The 16,450-nt window shown below is 72.7% G+C and carries 16 protein-coding genes; 10 read left to right on the forward strand and 6 right to left on the reverse strand.

Annotated features, from left to right (window positions below; translation table 11 throughout):
* Positions 1 to 20: 20 nt before the first annotated feature.
* From ABTY62_RS22850 to ABTY62_RS22870, 5 genes are all read left to right on the forward strand, one after another.
* Complete coding sequence (locus ABTY62_RS22850) at positions 21 to 1,352, forward strand: SCO2321 family membrane protein (protein ID WP_352131272.1); 1,332 nt, start codon at positions 21 to 23, stop codon at positions 1,350 to 1,352.
* 161 nt (positions 1,353 to 1,513) lie between these two features.
* Positions 1,514 to 2,158, forward strand: coding sequence for an SCO2322 family protein (locus ABTY62_RS22855; protein WP_352131418.1), 645 nt, complete (start codon positions 1,514 to 1,516; stop codon positions 2,156 to 2,158).
* The gene (locus tag ABTY62_RS22860; RefSeq protein ID WP_352131273.1) at positions 2,155 to 3,417 is read left to right on the forward strand and encodes a CbiQ family ECF transporter T component; all 1,263 of its coding nucleotides are present in this window, start codon (positions 2,155 to 2,157) and stop codon (positions 3,415 to 3,417) included. The genes ABTY62_RS22855 and ABTY62_RS22860 overlap by 4 nt, the downstream gene beginning before the upstream one ends.
* Positions 3,414 to 5,036, forward strand: coding sequence for an ABC transporter ATP-binding protein (locus ABTY62_RS22865; protein WP_352131274.1), 1,623 nt, complete (start codon positions 3,414 to 3,416; stop codon positions 5,034 to 5,036). The genes ABTY62_RS22860 and ABTY62_RS22865 overlap by 4 nt, the downstream gene beginning before the upstream one ends.
* Positions 5,033 to 5,893, forward strand: coding sequence for an ECF transporter S component (locus ABTY62_RS22870; RefSeq protein WP_352131275.1), 861 nt, complete (start codon positions 5,033 to 5,035; stop codon positions 5,891 to 5,893). The genes ABTY62_RS22865 and ABTY62_RS22870 overlap by 4 nt, the downstream gene beginning before the upstream one ends.
* A 25-nt stretch (positions 5,894 to 5,918) precedes the next feature.
* Here the strand turns inward: ABTY62_RS22870 and ABTY62_RS22875 are convergent, their stop codons facing one another.
* Entirely contained in the window at positions 5,919 to 6,365 is a 447-nt protein-coding gene (locus ABTY62_RS22875) for a nuclear transport factor 2 family protein (RefSeq protein WP_352131276.1), read from the reverse strand.
* A gap of 112 nt (positions 6,366 to 6,477) precedes the next feature.
* Between ABTY62_RS22875 and ABTY62_RS22880 the strand changes: the two genes are divergently transcribed.
* Entirely contained in the window at positions 6,478 to 7,122 is a 645-nt protein-coding gene (locus ABTY62_RS22880) for a TetR/AcrR family transcriptional regulator (RefSeq protein WP_352131277.1), read from the forward strand.
* Here ABTY62_RS22880 and ABTY62_RS22885 read toward each other — a convergent pair.
* Positions 7,110 to 8,279 (reverse strand): steroid 3-ketoacyl-CoA thiolase, encoded by a 1,170-nt coding sequence (locus ABTY62_RS22885; RefSeq protein WP_352131278.1) that lies wholly within the window; start codon positions 8,277 to 8,279, stop codon positions 7,110 to 7,112. The two genes, ABTY62_RS22880 and ABTY62_RS22885, sit on opposite strands and share 13 nt — an antisense overlap.
* Before the next feature lie 234 nt (positions 8,280 to 8,513).
* On the opposite strand from ABTY62_RS22885, the gene ABTY62_RS22890 reads away from it, so the two are divergent.
* Both ABTY62_RS22890 and ABTY62_RS22895 read left to right on the forward strand, forming a co-directional pair.
* Positions 8,514 to 9,746: a cytochrome P450 gene (locus ABTY62_RS22890; RefSeq protein WP_352131279.1), complete on the forward strand. Its 1,233-nt coding sequence runs from the start codon at positions 8,514 to 8,516 to the stop codon at positions 9,744 to 9,746.
* Between the two features lie 57 nt (positions 9,747 to 9,803).
* Positions 9,804 to 10,451, forward strand: a complete 648-nt coding sequence (locus tag ABTY62_RS22895) for an HD domain-containing protein (protein ID WP_352131280.1) — start codon at positions 9,804 to 9,806, stop codon at positions 10,449 to 10,451.
* 16 nt (positions 10,452 to 10,467) lie between these two features.
* Here the strand turns inward: ABTY62_RS22895 and ABTY62_RS22900 are convergent, their stop codons facing one another.
* The 3 genes from ABTY62_RS22900 to ABTY62_RS22910 form a co-directional block, all read right to left on the reverse strand.
* Complete coding sequence (locus ABTY62_RS22900; protein ID WP_352131281.1) at positions 10,468 to 11,154, reverse strand: superoxide dismutase family protein; 687 nt, start codon at positions 11,152 to 11,154, stop codon at positions 10,468 to 10,470.
* Between the two features lie 122 nt (positions 11,155 to 11,276).
* Entirely contained in the window at positions 11,277 to 13,331 is a 2,055-nt protein-coding gene (locus ABTY62_RS22905) for a bifunctional glycosyltransferase 87/phosphatase PAP2 family protein (RefSeq protein ID WP_352131419.1), read from the reverse strand.
* A 315-nt stretch (positions 13,332 to 13,646) separates the two neighbouring features.
* The gene (locus ABTY62_RS22910) at positions 13,647 to 14,186 is read right to left on the reverse strand and encodes a hypothetical protein (protein WP_352131282.1); all 540 of its coding nucleotides are present in this window, start codon (positions 14,184 to 14,186) and stop codon (positions 13,647 to 13,649) included.
* A gap of 214 nt (positions 14,187 to 14,400) precedes the next feature.
* Here ABTY62_RS22910 and ABTY62_RS22915 point away from each other — a divergent pair, with 214 nt between their 5' ends.
* A complete protein-coding gene (locus tag ABTY62_RS22915) occupies positions 14,401 to 15,156 on the forward strand; it encodes a dienelactone hydrolase family protein (RefSeq protein ID WP_352131283.1) in 756 nt (251 codons plus the stop codon).
* 109 nt (positions 15,157 to 15,265) lie between these two features.
* On the forward strand, positions 15,266 to 15,862 hold the full coding sequence (locus tag ABTY62_RS22920) for a dihydrofolate reductase family protein (RefSeq protein ID WP_352131284.1): 597 nt from the start codon (positions 15,266 to 15,268) through the stop codon (positions 15,860 to 15,862).
* Positions 15,863 to 16,029: 167 nt separating this feature from the next.
* Here ABTY62_RS22920 and ABTY62_RS22925 read toward each other — a convergent pair whose 3' ends face one another.
* On the reverse strand, positions 16,030 to 16,401 hold the full coding sequence (locus ABTY62_RS22925) for a MerR family transcriptional regulator (protein ID WP_311722815.1): 372 nt from the start codon (positions 16,399 to 16,401) through the stop codon (positions 16,030 to 16,032).
* Positions 16,402 to 16,450 lie beyond the last annotated feature (49 nt).

The following is a 16,450-nucleotide window of genomic DNA, read 5'->3' on the forward strand; positions in this document are numbered from 1 at the left end:
GACCGAGAGGCACCGTCGCCATGAACGTACGCCGCAGCGCCACGGCTCTGGCCGCCCTGGCCGCCCTGTGCACGGCCGCCGCCCCCGCCGCGTTCGCCGACGCCAAGCCCTCCCCCAAGCCGTCCGGCTCGGCGGCGCTGCCCAAGGGGCTGTACGGCGCCAAGGACCCGAAGTTCGACGGGGTGTGGCGGCAGTCGCTCGCGCTGCTGGCGCAGGACGCGGTCGGGGTGACCCCGGCGAGATCGGCCATCGACTGGCTGGCCGGCCAGCAGTGCGAGGACGGCGGCTTCGCCGCGTACCGGGCCGACGCCTCCGCCGCGTGCGACCCGAAGAAGGGCGAGTTCACCGACGCGACAGCGGCGGCGGTACAGGCGCTGGCCGCGGTCGGTGGGCGCAGCGCCGCGGTCGAGAAGGGCGTCGGCTGGCTGAAGAAGAACCAGAACGACGACGGCGGCTGGGGCATGAGCCCGGGCAGCCCGAGCGACGCCAACTCCACCTCCGCCGCCGTCGGCGCCTTCGCCGCCGCGGGCCAGGACCCGAAGCAGGTGAAGTCGGCCAAGGACGGCCGGACGCCGTACGACGTGCTGCTCGGCCTCCAGCTGGGGTGTGACGCCAAGGAGGGGCAGCGCGGGGCGTTCGCGTATACGGCGGACAAGGGCAAGCCGGTCGCGAACGACCTGGCGACGACGGCCGCCGCGCTGGCCACCGAGGGCAAGGGCTGGGTCTTCGAGCCCGCGGGCAAGGACGCCGGCAAGGCCCCGGAGCCCTTGGACTGCGGCTCGGGCGGCAAGGACGACAAGAGCGACAAGAGCGGGAGCGCCAAGCCGGCCCGGGTGACCGAGGCCGCGCGGGCCGCCGCCGCGTATCTGGCGGACACCATGGCCGGGCACGGCAGCCACTTGCTGTCCGCGATGCCCGGTGCCGAGGACCAGCCCGACTTCGGCGGCACGGCGGACGCGATAGTCGCCCTGGCCGCCGGGGAGCACAGCGCGACCGCGGCCAAGCCCCTCCAGTGGCTCCAGAACGAGAAGAACGGCGCGCTGGCGTGGGCGAAGGGCGACCCGGGGGCGCTGGCCAAGCTGGTCCTCGCGGCGCACGCGGCCGGGGCGGATCCGCGCAGCTTCGGCGGCGCCGACCTCGTCCAGCAGCTGAACGCCACCGGCCCGAAGCCGGAGTCGGTCTCGGCGTCCGGGTCGCAGGCGGACTCGGATGAGGGCAAGGACAAGGACGGGGAGAAGAAGGACGACGACAAGGGGGGTGTCGGCGGCGTCTGGTGGACGGTGGGCGTCTTCGCGGTGGCCGGCATCGGCATCGGCTTCCTGCTGAGCGGCCGGAAGAAGCAGCAGCTCTGATGGGGCTGCCTCCCGCCGAGCGACCCGAACCCGCGCCGGCGGCCCCAAGGTCATCGGCCGACCGGCCGACGCAGGGGGAGCCCGCTCGCCCTGCGCCGCGGCCCGCCGCCGCGCGTCCGTCCCGCGCCGCCCTCGCCTTCTGCGCCGTGTTCGTGTCCACGATGGTGTCCGCGCTCGCCCTCGGCGCCTCCCCCGCGCAGGCCGCGGGCTACCGCTACTGGTCGTTCTGGCAGCGGGAGCGGGGCGAGGACGGCTGGACGTACGCCACGCAGGGGCCCGCCACGGCCCGGCCGGGCGACGGCGACACGGTCGGGTTCCGGTTCGCGGTGAGCGAGGACTCGGGGGACGCGACCCGGCCGCGCAGCTCGGCCGGGTTCGAGACGGTGTGCGCGGACACCCCCGCGAAGGGCGGCACCAAACGCGTCGCCGTGGTCCTCGACTTCGGCACCGCCGCCGACGCCCCCGACCACCGCACCCCGCCCGAGCCCCGCACGGAGTGCGCGCGGGTCGGCGAGGACGCGAGCGCCGGGGACGCGCTGGCGGCCGTCGCCAAGCCGCTGCGCTACAACTCCGCCGCCCTGCTGTGCGCCATCGCCGGTTACCCCGCCACGGGCTGCGGCGAGCAGGTCGACGCCCCGTCGGACGGCGGCAGTGGCGGACAGGTCGGAGACGGCGGGGACAGCGGGGGCGGCGGACAGGGCGGTGGAGGCGGCGGCCCGTCGGCCGGGCTGATCGGCGGTCTGGCCGCCGTGGTCGCGCTGGGGGCCGCCGCCGTCTGGCAGTCGCGCCGCCACCACCGGCGATGAGCGGCGCCGACCGGGCCGCCGCCGGACACCCGCGCACCGCGCGCACCGCACACACCGCGCGCACCACGCACACCACGCACAGCTCGCGTGGCGCGCTGCACGCCGGGGCCTGGTGGCTGTGGGCCCTCGGGCTGGCCACGGCCGCCTCCCGCACCACCAACCCGCTGCTGCTGGGGCTGCTCGTCGGCGTGGCGGGCTATGTGGTCGCCGCGCGCCGCACCGACGCGCCGTGGGCGCGCTCGTACGGCGCGTTCCTCAAGCTGGGGCTCCTGGTGCTGGCGATCCGGCTGTGCTTCGCGGTGCTCCTGGGCTCGCCGATCCCCGGCACCCACGTACTGGTCACGCTCCCCGAAGTCCCGCTCCCCGACTGGGCGCAGGGCGTGCGGATCGGCGGCCGGGTCACCGCCGAGGGGCTGGTCTTCGCGCTGTACGACGGGCTGAAGCTGGCCACCCTCCTGGTCTGCGTGGGCGCGGCGAACGCGCTCGCCAACCCCGCCCGGCTGCTCAAGTCGCTGCCCGGCGCGCTGTACGAGGCGGGCGTGGCGGTCGTGGTCGCGATGACCTTCGCCCCGAACCTGGTCTCGGACGTCCAGCGGCTGCGCGCCGCCCGCCGGCTGCGCGGCCGCCCCGACCGCGGGGTGCGCGCCCTGCTCCAGGTGGGGCTGCCGGTGCTGGAGGGGGCGCTGGAGCGGTCCGTGGCGCTGGCGGCCGCGATGGACGCACGCGGCTACGGCCGCACCGCCCAGGTCCCGCCCGCCGTGGCCCGCGCCACCGCCGCGCTCACCCTCGGCGGGCTGCTCGGGGTGTGCGCCGGTACGTACGGGCTGCTGGCCGCGCAGGGCGCGGGCTTCGGCCTGCCGGTGCTGCTGGCGGGGCTCGCCGCCGCGCTCGGCGGGCTGTGGCTGGGCGGCCGCCGTTCGGTGCGCAGCCGCTACCGGCCGGACCGGTGGGACGCGCGGGCGTGGCTGGTGGCCGGGTCCGGGGTGGCGGTGGCGGGCCTGATGATCTGGGCGGCCTCGTACGCCCCGCAGGCCCTGGACCCGCCCGCCGTACCGCTCACCTCGCCCGTGCTGCCGCTGTGGCCGGCGGCGAGCGTGCTGGTCGGGCTGGTCCCGGCGTTCGTGGCGCCCGCGCCCGACCGGGCCGCGTCCCAGACCCCGTCACAGGCCCCGTCGCGGGCTCCGGCCCCGGTGGCCGCCGTGCCGCGCCCCACCTCACAGAAGACCAGCGAGGACACCGGCAAGGAGGCCACGCGGTGATCCGCTTCGAGCAGGTGTCCGTCACCTACGACGACGCCCCGCAGCCCGTGCTGCGGGGCGTGGACCTGACCGTTCCGGAGGGGGAGCTGTATCTGCTCGTCGGCCCCTCGGGGGTCGGCAAGTCGACTCTTCTGGGCGCCGTCTCCGGGCTGGTGCCGCACTTCACAGGCGGCACGCTGCGCGGGCGGGTCACCGTGGCGGGCCGCGACACCCGCACCCACAAGCCGCGTGAACTGGCCGATGTCGTGGGCACGGTGGGCCAGGACCCGCTGGCCCACTTCGTCACGGACACCGTCGAGGACGAACTCGCCTACGGCATGGAGTCGCTGGGCGTCCCGCCGGACACCATGCGCCGCCGGGTCGAGGAGACCCTGGACCTGCTCGGCCTGGCCGAGCTGCGCGACCGGCCCATCACGACGCTCTCCGGCGGCCAGCGGCAGCGGGTCGCCATAGGCTCGGTGCTCACCACACACCCGCGCGTCCTGGTCCTCGACGAGCCGACGTCGGCGCTGGACCCGGCGGCGGCGGAGGAGGTCCTGGCGGTGCTCCAGCGGCTGGTGCACGACCTGGGCACCACGGTGCTTTTGGCCGAGCACCGCCTGGAGCGGGTGGTCCAGTACGCGGATCAGCTGATCCTGCTGCCCCACCCCGGCGCCGCCCCCGTCGTCGGGGACCCGGCCGAGGTTTTGGCGGTCTCGCCCGTCCAGCCGCCCGTGGTCGAGCTCGGCCGCCTCGCGGGCTGGTCCCCGCTCCCGCTGTCCGTACGGGACGCCCGCCGCAGGGCGGCGCCGCTGCGGGAGCGGCTGGCGCCGCACACCCCGGACGGAGATCCGCACGCGGGGGACGGTGAGCCCGTCGCCGAGGCGGTGCGGCTGGCCGTACGCCACGGTCGAATCGAGGCGCTGCGGGGCGTGGACCTGTCGGTGCGGCCGGGCGAGACGGTGGCGCTGATGGGCCGCAACGGCGCGGGCAAGTCGACTCTGCTGTCCACGCTGGTGGGGATGCACACGCCCGCCTCCGGCTCGGTACGCGTAGGAGCTGTGGTACCGCACCGCACGCGCCCCGCCGAACTGCTGCGCCACGTCGGCCTCGTACCGCAGGAGCCGCGCGATCTGCTCTACGCCGACACGGTCGCCGCGGAGTGCGCGGCGGCCGACCGGGACGCGGGCGCGGCCCAAGGCAGCTGCCGGGAGCTGGTCGGCCGGCTGCTGCCGGGCGTGGCGGACTCGGCACACCCCCGCGATCTGTCCGAGGGCCAGCGGCTCGCGCTGGCTCTGTCGGTCGTCCTCACCGCGCGCCCGCCGCTGCTCCTGCTCGACGAGCCGACCCGCGGCCTTGACTACGCGGCGAAGGCGCGCCTGGTCGAGATCCTGCGCGGGCTGGCCGCCGACGGCCACGCGACCGTGCTGGCCACGCATGACGTGGAGCTGGCCGCCGAGCTCGCCCACCGGGTGGTGATCCTGGCCGACGGGGAGGTGGTGGCCGACGGCCCGACGGCGCGGGTCGTGGTGTCCTCCCCGGCATTCGCCCCGCAGGTCGCCAAGGTGCTGGCCCCGCAGCCGTGGCTGACGGTCCGGCAGGTGCGGCGGGCCCTGGAGGAGCGGGAGCGGACCGTATGACGGCACGTGGCGACGGCGCCGTACCGGGCGGGGCAAGGGGGACGAACGCGGGGCGCCAGGTCCGCGCCGTCCGCCTCGGCACCCGCTCCGTCGCCGCCCTCGCGCTGGTCTCCGCGATCGGGGTCGCCGCCTTCGGCTGGCCGCTGCTCGCCGACTCCGCGTCCGGGCTCGCCCACTCCGCCGACGCGCCCTGGCTGTTCGCCGCCCTGCTGCCGCTGCTGCTGGCCGTCGTCGTGGCGACGATCGCCGACACCGGTATCGGCGCCAAGGCCGTGGCGATGCTGGGGGTGCTGGCGGCCGCCGGGGCCGCGCTGCGGCCGCTGGGCGCGGGGACGGCGGGCATCGAGCCGATGTTCTTCCTGATGGTGCTCTCGGGGCGGGTGCTGGGCCCGGGCTTCGGCTTCGTACTCGGCGTGGTGTCGATGTTCGCCTCCGCGCTGCTGACGGGCGGGGTGGGGCCGTGGATGCCGTTCCAGATGCTGTCCATGGGGTGGGTGGGCATGGGCGCGGGCCTGCTGCCCGGCGCCGACCGGCTGCGCGGGCGCGGTGAGCTGCTGCTGCTCGCCGGATACGGGGCGGTGGCCTCCGTCCTGTACGGCACGGTGATGAATCTCCAGGGCTGGCCGTATCTCGCCGGGATGGCCTCGGGCGTGTCGTTCGTGCCCGGCGATCCGCTGTCGCACAACCTGGCCCGCTTCGTCGCGTACTGCCTGGCGACCTCCCTCGGCTGGGACCTTCCGCGCGCGGTGGTGACGGTGGTGCTCACCCTCACCCTCGGCCGTACGGTCCTCAGGGCCCTGCGCCGCGCGACCCGCCGGGCGGCCTTCGACGCGCCGGTCGCCTTCAGGGAGCCGTGACCGGAGACCGCGCCGGAGCCGCGGGCTATCCGCCGAGCGCGGCGACGACGTCCGGCAGGCGGTCGGTGGCCTTGGCCACGCCGAGCCCGTCCATGTAGTCGCGGGTGTGGACGATCAGGCCGTCCCGGACCCGGATCACCAGGATCCCCGGGACGGTGACGGGGCGGCCGGTCGGCGCCAGCGCCCCGACCACGGTCTGCTCGACGACGACCGTGCCGGCCTCCGCGGCCTCGTGGATCACCACATCGCGGATCGCCTCGGGCTCCACGGGAGTCGCGCCCCACATCGCCCGGTAGCCCGCCCGGATCTCCTCGCGCCCGTTGAAGCACGCGGGCAGCCCGGGGAACAGGAACGGGAACTCGTGGCGGGCGTCGACCGCGTACAGGTCGGCGAGGTCGTCCGCGGACTTCTTCAGCATCGCGCGGTGGAAGCGCTCGACGATCTCATATGGCGCGGCGGTGGTTTCGGGCATGACGATGCGCTCCGTTCGCTCACAAGTTTCGCTCAACATGCGTTGACTCAACGAGTGTAGAGCGAGTGCCGCCCAGGTCAACAGTCGTGGAGCGATCGGTAGAGTCGGAGACATGACCGCAGCCGGACCCACCCGCGCCGAGCGCCGCCGCAACACCGAGCGGCGCATCCTCGCCGCCGCCCGCGAGCTGTTCGCCGAGCGCGGCTTCGAGCGCACCACGATCCGGGCGGTCGCCTCGGCGGCGCAGGTCGACCCCGCGCTGGTCATGCAGTACTTCGGCTCGAAGCAGGAGCTGTTCTCCCAGGCCGTGCGGATCTCGGTCGCCGGGGCGGAGGACCGGCCGCGGACCGGCGGCCCCGAGGCGCTCACGGACTCCCTGCTGGCCTCGCTCGGGATGAAGATCGGCGGGCTGCCGGAGGCCTCGCTGGCGATGCTGCGCTCCATGCTCACCCACCCGGAGGCGGCGGAGGCGGCGCGTGCCACCCTCGACCGTCAGATCACCGAGCTCGCGGCGGCCATGTCAGCCGGGCACGAGGCCGACCACGAGGCCCAGGACGCCCACGAGGCCCACGAGGCCCACGACGCCCGGCTGCACGCCGCGCTCGCCGTGGCCACCACGGTCGGCGTGACCATCGGCCATCAGCTGCTCGGCATCGAGGACCTGCGCCGCGCCTCCCCGGAGGAGATCGCCGCCGCCCTGCGACCCGCCCTCCAGGCCCTGGTCACAGGCGGTGCTCACGGTGCTCACAGCCGCTGAATGATCGTCCCGGTCGCCAGTGCGCCACCCGCGCACATCGTGATCAGCGCGAACTCCTTGTCCGCGCGCTCCAGTTCATGCAGGGCGGTGGTGATCAGGCGGGCGCCGGTGGCGCCCACCGGGTGCCCCAGTGCTATCGCGCCGCCGTTGACGTTCACCTTCTCCAGGCCCTGCTCGAAGACCTGCGCCCAGGACAACACCACGGACGCGAACGCCTCGTTGATCTCGACGACGTCGATGTCCTTGAGCGTCATCCCCGCCTTGCCGAGCACCGCGCGGGTCGCGTCGACCGGCCCGTCCAGGTGGTAGTGCGGGTCGGTGCCGACCAGCGCCTGGGCGACGATCCGGGCACGCGGCTTGAGCTTGAGCGCCCGCGCCATCCGCTTGGACGCCCACAGCACCGCGGCCGCGCCGTCGGAGATCTGGGAGGAGTTGCCCGCGGTGTGCACGGCGGTCGGCATCACCGGCTTGAGCCCGCCGAGCGCCTCCATGCTGGTGTCGCGCAGTCCCTCGTCCCGGTCGACGAGCCGCCACATGCCCTGCCCGGCGGCCTGCTCGTCCTCGTCCGTCGGCACCTGCACCGCGAAGGTCTCGCGCTTGAAGCGCTCCTCGGCCCACGCGCGGGCGGCCCGCTCCTGCGAGAGGAGCCCGAGGGCGTCGACCTTCTCCCGGGTGAGCCCGCGCCGGCGGGCGATCCGCTCCGCCGCCTCGAACTGATTGGGCAGATCGACGTTCCACTCGTCCGGAAACGGCTTGCCGGGCCCGTGCTTGGAGCCGCTGCCCAGCGGCACCCGCGACATGGCCTCGACGCCGCAGCCGATGCCGATGTCGATGACCCCGGTCGCGACCATGTTGGCCACCATGTGGTTGGCCTGTTGCGAGGAGCCGCACTGACAGTCCACGGTGGTGGCCGCGGTCTCGTACGGCAGGCCCACGGCGAGCCATGCGGTGCGCGCGGGGTTCATCGACTGCTCGCCGGCGTGGGTGACGGTGCCTCCGACGATCTGCTCCACGCAGTCGGGCTGGATGCCGGTGCGGGCGAGGAGTTCGCGGTAGGTCTCGCCGAGCAGATAGGCGGGGTGCAGGGCGGCGAGCGCGCCTCCGCGCTTGCCGATGGGCGTGCGTACGGCTTCGACGATGACGGGTTCCGCGGCCATGACTCGTCAGTCCTCTCCTGTCTCCGCGGGGCTCCCGGCAGCGCCCGCGACGGAACTAGTACGCGTTCTAGTTCCTCAGTCAGTCTGCTGACGTCTCACCCGGCGACGCAAGGGGCGTGCAAGCCCGTTGTGCGCCCGTCCGCCGCAACAAAGGCGGCATAGCACTTGCCACTTATAGAACCCGTTACTACCTTCGCGGGTACTTCTGATAGGCCGTCAGATCTGGAGTGGCCGATGTCCTGTCCAGCGCTGCCCGAAGGCTTCGATTTCACCGACCCCGACATCTACCAGCACCGTCTGCCACTCCCGGAGTTCGCCCGGATGAGGCAGACCGCGAGGGTGTGGTGGACCCCCCAGCCGCACGGCATCGCGGGCTTCGGCGACGACGGCTACTGGGCCGTCACCCGCCACGCCGATGTCAAAGAGGTGTCGACCAAGCCGGAGATCTTCTCCTCCCACCTCAACACCGCGATCATCCGCTTCAACGAGCACATCCAGCGCGACCAGATCGACGTCCAGAAGCTGATCATGCTCAATATGGACCCGCCCGAGCACACCCGGGTCCGCCAGATCGTCCAGCGCGGCTTCACCCCGCGCGCGATCCGCTCACTGGAGGACGCGCTGCGCGAGCGCGCCACCCGCATCGTGGCCGGGGCCAAGGAGGACGGCAGCGGCGACTTCGTCACCGATGTGGCCTGCGAACTGCCGCTCCAGGCCATCGCCGAGCTGATCGGCATTCCGCAGCAGGACCGCTCCAAGATCTTCGACTGGTCCAACAAGATGGTGGCGTACGACGACCCGGAGCTCGCCATCACCGAGGAGATCGGCGCGGAGTCGGCCATGGAGCTGATCTCGTACTCCATGAACCTGGCGGCCGACCGCAAGTCCTGCCCGGCCAAGGACATCGTCAGCCAGCTGGTCGCCGCCGAGGACCACGGCAACCTCGGCTCCGACGAGTTCGGCTTCTTCGTCCTGCTGCTCGCGGTCGCGGGCAACGAGACCACGCGCAACGCCATCAGCCACGGCATGCACGCCTTCCTCACCCACCCCGACCAGTGGGAGCTGTTCAAGCGCGAGCGCCCGGCCACCGCCGCCGACGAGATCGTCCGGTGGGCCACCCCCGTCATGTCCTTCCAGCGCACCGCCACCCAGGACACCGAACTCGGCGGGCAGCGGATCAAGGCGGGCCAGCGGGTCGGCATCTTCTACTCCTCCGCCAACCACGACCCGGAGGTCTTCGACCGGCCCGAGGTCTTCGACATCACCCGCGACCCCAACCCGCACCTGGGCTTCGGCGGCGGCGGCCCGCACTTCTGCCTCGGCAAGAGCCTCGCGGAGCTGGAGATCCGGCTCATCTTCAACGCGATCGCCGACGCCCTGCCGGACATCCGGCTCACGGGCGACCCCAGGCGGCTGCGCTCGCCCTGGCTGAACGGGATCAAGGAGCTGCGGGTGACGTACGGCTGACCGCGGACCGGCCCCGGGAGTGCCGCCGTGCCCCCGGCCGGGGGCACACTGTCCGCCATGAACGACATGAGCGGCGCGCCCGGCGCACAGCACGAGCACGAGTTCCGAAGACTCTTCGACTTCATCGCCTTCACGGCCCGGCTGCGGGAGATCGAGCGCGCCAACAACGCCACCGCCGTCCGCAAGGAGAGCGTGGCCGAGCACTCCTGGCACCTGGCGATGGTCAGCTGGATACTGCACGCCGAGTTCGAGCGCGAGGCCGGCCAGTGCCTCGACCTGACCAAGATGCTCAAGCTCTGTCTGATGCACGACCTCGTCGAACTCGACACCGGCCTCGACTCCGGCCTCGACCCCGAAATCGATGGGGATCCCGACGAGGACCCCTTCGCCACCCTCCCGGACACGCTGCGGCCCGAGTTCCTGGCCCTGTGGCACGAGTACGAGGAGGGCCGTACGCCCGAGGCCTGCCTGGTGCGCGGGGTGGACCGGCTCAACCCCGCGCTGATGCGGTACCTCACCGGCCAGGGCTGGCACGACATGCCCACCGACGCCAACGCCGCCATGGACGCCGACGCCCTGGACCGGCTCCAGCTCCCGCGGGTCGCCGTCAGCGACACGCTGCGCGCGCTGTACGAGGAGGTCCGCGACGCGTCGGTGCGGCGCGGGCTGCTGATCCCCGCGCCGCAGACACCCGCCGCGCCCTGACCGGCGGCTCTGCCCCTTACTTGTAGCCCTTGAACGGCACCTTCACGCACGCCACCCGCGCGCCCGCCACTCCGGCCTTGCCCTTCTGCGTGGCCGTCCCATGCTCATGGATCACGAACGAACGCGCCTGGGAGTCCCGGAACCGCCAGTTCACATGGGTCATGGCGTGGGCGTCCCCGGAGCTGTCGGTCTTGAGGGTCAGCCATACCTCGTTCTGCGGATTGGCGTACTTCGGGTTGACCGACGGCTGCTTCGGGTCCTTCGTGTTCTGGTAGTGCGGACCCGAGTCGTCGGGCTTGGTCCCGCAGGTCTTCGTATGGACATGCGCCCCGAAGGTGTGGTTCGCCTTGGCCCCGTGCAGCCACACCATGACGCTGGTGCCTTCCTGCTTGGCTTGCGGGCTCGGCGAGCCGGTGGGCGTACCGGTCGGCGTGGACCGGGCCTCGCCCTCCATGCGGTAGTGCTGGTGTCCGTGGTCGTTCCCGTGCTCGTACCGCGGCTTGCCCAGGAACTCCACGACGACGACCATGGCGGAGGTGGGCACCAGCTTGGTGTTGTACGTCACCGCCGTGCGACTGGCCGCCTCGGCGGCCGGCGCGAACCTCGAGTGGACGAACGCGACGGGGCAGGGCGGCGAGACCGCGGGGGACACCGCGACCATCGACGCCGCGGCCGCCGCGGTGGCCACCATGGCAAGGGACATGGGGGATCACTCCTCCGGGTGTGACACCCCCCTCGGTCGGCCCCCGGGCGCGGGCCCCGCGCCACGCTCCACCCGTCCGGGCCCGTCCCTCTTATCCACGCTAATGCGCTTCGTCGCACCCTTCAACGCGAGCCGGGGCCGGTGGCCTCCGTCGGCTCGGCGGCCTCGGGGACGGACTCCTTGGACGGCCTGGGCGGCGGCACCGAAACCGCCGCCGATGCCACGGCCTCCGGCCTCGGTTCGCGCCTGCGGAATCCGATCGGCCACAGCGGCCCGGCGGGCTCCTCCTTCGGCCGCTTCCCGACGCCGAACAGCAGGTACTGGAGCCCGAACCCGGCGGCCACGACCACCCCGCCGCCGACCGCGTCCAGCACCCAGTGGTTCGCCGTGCCGACGATCACCGCGGTGGTCATCAGCGGGTACATCAGGCCGAGCACCTTCAGCCACACATACGGCGCCACGATCGCGATGACGACCCCGCACCACAGCGACCAGCCCACATGCAGCGAGGGCATGGCCGCGTACTGGTTGGAGAGCTTGGTCAGCGCGCCGAAGTCCGGATTGTCCAGGTCCTGCGGCCCGTGGGCGGTGTCGACGAAGCCGAGGCCCATGAGGCGGGGCGGGGCGGTCGGGTAGAGCCAGAAGCCGACCAGCGCGAGGAGCGTGGCGAAGGCCAGCGGGGTGCGGGCCCAGCGGTAGGTCACGGGGCGGCGCAGATACAGCCAGGCCAGCAGGGACAGCGGCACCAGGAAGTGGAAGGTGCTGTAGTACCAGTTCATGCTGTCCCTCAGCCATGGTGTGTCCGCCACCACGCTGTTGAACCAGTGCTCGATGTCGATTCCCAGCCAGTTCTCGACCGTGAGGATCTGGTGTCCGTGGCTCTCCGCGAGGGTCCGCGAGTCGGGGGCGTGCGCGCGGATGTAGGAGTATCCGAAGTAGCCGATGCGGATGAGCATCAGCTCGAGCAGCAGATTGGGGCGGGAGAGCGGCCGCCGTACGAAGCGCAGCAGCGGCACCCACGCGAAGCGCCCCTTGTCCGGCTCGGCCACCGGCGTCGGCTCGGGGCGGTCCCACGCGGGGGAGTCACGGGAGAGGAAGGGCACCAGACAGGCGGCGGCGAGGGCCGCCAGCAGCGGTGCGTTATATCCGATATAACCCAGAATCTCGATACCGGGCAGCAGCGCACTGCGGTTGAGGGTCATCACCAGCACCACCAGCACCGGCCACACCAGCCGGTCCGTGGCGCGCCGGCCGACCCGCCCGACGACGGCCAGCAGGATCCACAGCTGCTGGTACTGCCAGGACGTGGGCGAAATCGCCAGCGCCACACTGCCGGTGATCGCCGCGGCCAGCAGCAGCTGCCCGTCCTTGGCGTAGTACGCGGCCCGCCGCAGACCGACCACGGCCACCGCCACCGCGAGCACCACCAGCAGCGCCAGCTCGGCCGGGCCCGAAAGCCCGACCCTCAGCAGCAGCCCGTGCAGGGACTGGTTGGCCAGGCTGTCCGCGGGCGCGCCGAGCCCGGCCCCGCCGATGTGATACGCCCAGTACGTCCACGAGTCGTGCGGCATCGCCGCCCAGGCGAGCGCGGTGCACGTGGCGAAGGTGGCGGCCGCCAGGCCCGCCACCCGCCGCCGCCCGATCAGCCACAGGACCACCGCGAACAGCAGCAGCGCGGGCTGGAGCGCCGCGGCCACGCCGATGAGCACGCTCGTCTGCCGCCCCGAGGTCGCGGGCAACACGGTGAGCAGCACCAGCACCACCGGGATGATGCTGGTCTGGCCGAGCGTGAAGGTGTTCCGTACGGGCAGCGAGAGCACCAGCAGGCTGAGCGCCACGGGCACGGCGAGCAGCGAGGTGCGCCGGGAGACCGGGCCGGGCAGGGAGCGGGCCGCGACCAGGGCGAGCACCACGACCAGCAGCAGCGTGCCGAAGGTCCAGGCGTAGCCGAGGCTCTCCTCGGCGCCGCGGGTCAGCGGCTTGAGCACCAGCCCCGAGAAGGGTGTCCCGGTGAACGCGTCACTGTCGTACAGCGACCCGCTCACATGCAGGACACCCTGCTCGCCGATCCAGGTCTCCAGGTCGGTCAACCGTTCGTCGGGCGGCAGCCGCAGCACCGCCGCGGCCTGACGGACGGCCAGCACACCGGCGAGGAGCCACAGCGCCCCGAGTACCAGTACGCTCCGTGAAGTCCGTGCCCCGACGGCGCCGGGGCGGGGCCCCGAATCCGGGGATCTCCGCAGTCCGCCTCGCTCCGCGTTCGCCACGCCCTGCCGCTCCCCCACTCGCTCTTGTCGCTCGATCCGGATGTTTGAGACCTTACTGAGCCCTGTAATCAGACGCGGAATACCCCCTCGTCACCTGACCGCCGTCGAGGGTTGTCCGAAAAGTACCGCTCAGTCGTCCGGATGAGCCGCGAGGTCCACCCCAATTTCACCAGGGGGTCGGGGGGCTCGGCTAATCGGCCTCCGTCACACGGAGCACCGGAGCCGTCACCACTGGCAGTGGACGTGGGTGGAGTGACCCGCGTTTCCGGGGCCCAGCACGAGCACGGCCCCGTAGGAGCGGCACGCCCGCATGAACTTCTTGGCGTTGTTGTAGCCGGCCCCCGAGGTGCTGACCCGCTTGCCGTTGACGGTGCCGACGTCGAAGGCCCGGCCCGCGTAGTGCTTCGAGCCGCGCGAGTGGCTGCCGCCCGCGACCTCGGTGACCTTGAAGGTGAACCGCTTCGCGGTGTTCAGCTTCAGCATCGCGCTCAGCATGGTCTTGTTGAGCGTGACCGACCGGCCGGGGGCGGTGCCGTAGCTGCTGCGCTTGGCCTTCCGCCCGGCGGCGGTGTCCACGATGTTCTGCTTGGCGTTGGCCTTGTCCCGCACGCCGCTTTCGTGCGTGGTGGCCAGGGATATGCCGCGGTGGTTGAGTATCGACTTCGCGATGGCGGGACGGGTGGCGGCCTCCGCCGTGGTCGCCGTGGCCATGACGGCCATCGACGAGGCGAGGACGGCGGAAATCATGAGCGGCGTGCGCTTCATCGGTGGTTCCCTCCCGATACGGTGATGCGGCCGACTGGCCGACAACGACCACCGTGCCGGTGGGAACGTGCGGGAACCTTGGGCGTTTCTTGAATCGCCGGGAAGGAAGCCGCGAGGCGGCCCGCACAGAGACCCGCACACGCCGCACCCCGAATACCCAACAGTCGCACAAGACATATCGGGCAGAAACCCAACAGAAAAAGGAGCGACGCCGATGACCGCCGTGCACGGAACATCCGTGGACATCCCCACCCCGGACGGCACCGCCGACGCCTATCTGGCCCACCCCGACGACAACAGCCCCCACCCCGCGGTCCTGCTCTACATGGACGCCTTCGGGGTGCGCCCGCAGCTGAAGAAGATGGCCGACCGCCTGGCCAGGGCGGGCTACACCGTACTGGTCCCCAACGTCCTCTACCGCAACCACCGCGCCCCGGTCGTGGAACTCCCCGACTTCATCGACCTCGCCGGGCGCCCCGAGATCTTCCAGCAGCTCATGCCCATGATGCACGCGCTCACCCCCGAGCGGATCGCGCGCGACGCCGGGGCGTATCTGGGCTGGCTGGCCGACTGCCCACAGGCCACGGACGGGCCGGTCGGCATCACCGGCTACTGCATGGGCGCCCGCCTGGCGCTGCGCACGGCCGGTGAGTTCCCCGACCGCGTCGCGGCGGTGGGCGGCTTCCACGGCGGCGGCCTGGCCACCGACGCCCCCGACAGCCCGCACCTGGTCGCCGACCGCATCACCGCCGAGCTGTACTTCGGCCACGCCGACAAGGACCACTCGATGTCGCCCGAGCAGATCGAGCGCCTCGATGCGGCCCTGACCGCCGCGGGGGTACGCCACCGCTCCGAGGTGTATCCGGGCGCGCAGCACGGCTACACCCAGGCCGACGCCTCGTCCTACGACGCCGACGCGGACGCGCGCCACTGGACCGCGCTTCTGGACCTCTTCGGCCGTACGCTCTGATCGTCCCCTTGGTGTGGCCCGCCTCACATCACCCGATCGCATGGGCGCGATGACTTCGGACCGGCTCAGCGGTCTTCATCACGTAAACCCGTAAAGAGGAGCGAGTCCCATGCGCATCGTGATCAGTGAGTTCATCAGCCTGGACGGCGTCGTGCAGGCGCCGGGCGGCGCCGAGGAGGACACCGACGGCGGCTTCGCGCACGGGGGCTGGAGCCATCCGTTCTTCGATCCGGAGGTGGTGGGCGGCGCCTTCGCGGACACCCTGTCCAAGGCCGGCGCCCTGCTGTTCGGGCGCCGCACCTGGCAGACGATGGCCGCGGCGTGGCCCGAGCGGGCCGGCGACCCGTTCGCCGATCAGATGAACAGCATCCGCAAGTACGTGGTGTCCCACACCCTGGGCGAGGCCGAGCTGACCTGGCAGAACACCACACTCATCCCCGGCGGCCAGGCCCTCCCCCGCCTCCGCGAACTGCACAGGGCCGAGGGCGGCGACCTGTCGGTCATGGGCAGCCCCACGCTCGTACGCACCCTGCTGCGGGAGGGCCTGGTCGACGAGCTCCGGCTGATGCGCATGCCGGTGATCCTCGGCGGCGGAAAGACGATCTTCCCGGACGACGGGGTGCTGCGCCCGCTGGAGCTGGTCTCCACGGTCACCGGCAAGACGGGCGTGGAGGTGTGCACCTACCGCCCGGCCGCCGGCGCCTAGGGGGTTTGTGGCGGATCTTGACCCCTGCGGCGGGCCCTCCGGAGACCGGGGCTCCGCCCCGGGGGGCGGTCTTGGGCGGAGCCCCAGGTGCAGGGTGACCGGCCGTCAATTCGCCGTGATCGAGGTTCACCCGGGCGTGGCCGACGTGAGCGGGACAGGCCGCGTACTCAGCCCGCCGCCACCTGCCCGGCCACCCGTAGCGGACATCCGGTGCCGACGCGCGCGTCGAGGTCGGCCCGCAGCTCGGCGAGCTCCGCCATCCGCGCGTCGATGACCCGGATCTTCTCCTCGAACAGCGCGGACAGCGCCTCGGCCGAGTCCGGCGCGTCGCGCAGTTCCTCGCCGTGCCGGGCGATCTCGGCCAGCGAGAAGCCGAGCGTCTGCGCGGTGCGGACGTAATGCAGCCAGGTCAACATCTCCGGCGGGAAGTCGCGATAGCCGTTGGCCAGGCGCCGTCCCGTGACGAGGCCGATCTTCTCGTAGAAGCGAATGGTGTCCTTGGAGATCCCCGCTCGCGCGGCCAGCTCCCCGATACGCATGGCCCTCCGCCGCTCTGTGGACTTGACCTTGGAGAGTACTCCACCGTTT

Source organism: Streptomyces sp. NPDC097640 (genome assembly GCF_040302705.1).
GTDB lineage: Bacteria > Actinomycetota > Actinomycetes > Streptomycetales > Streptomycetaceae > Streptomyces.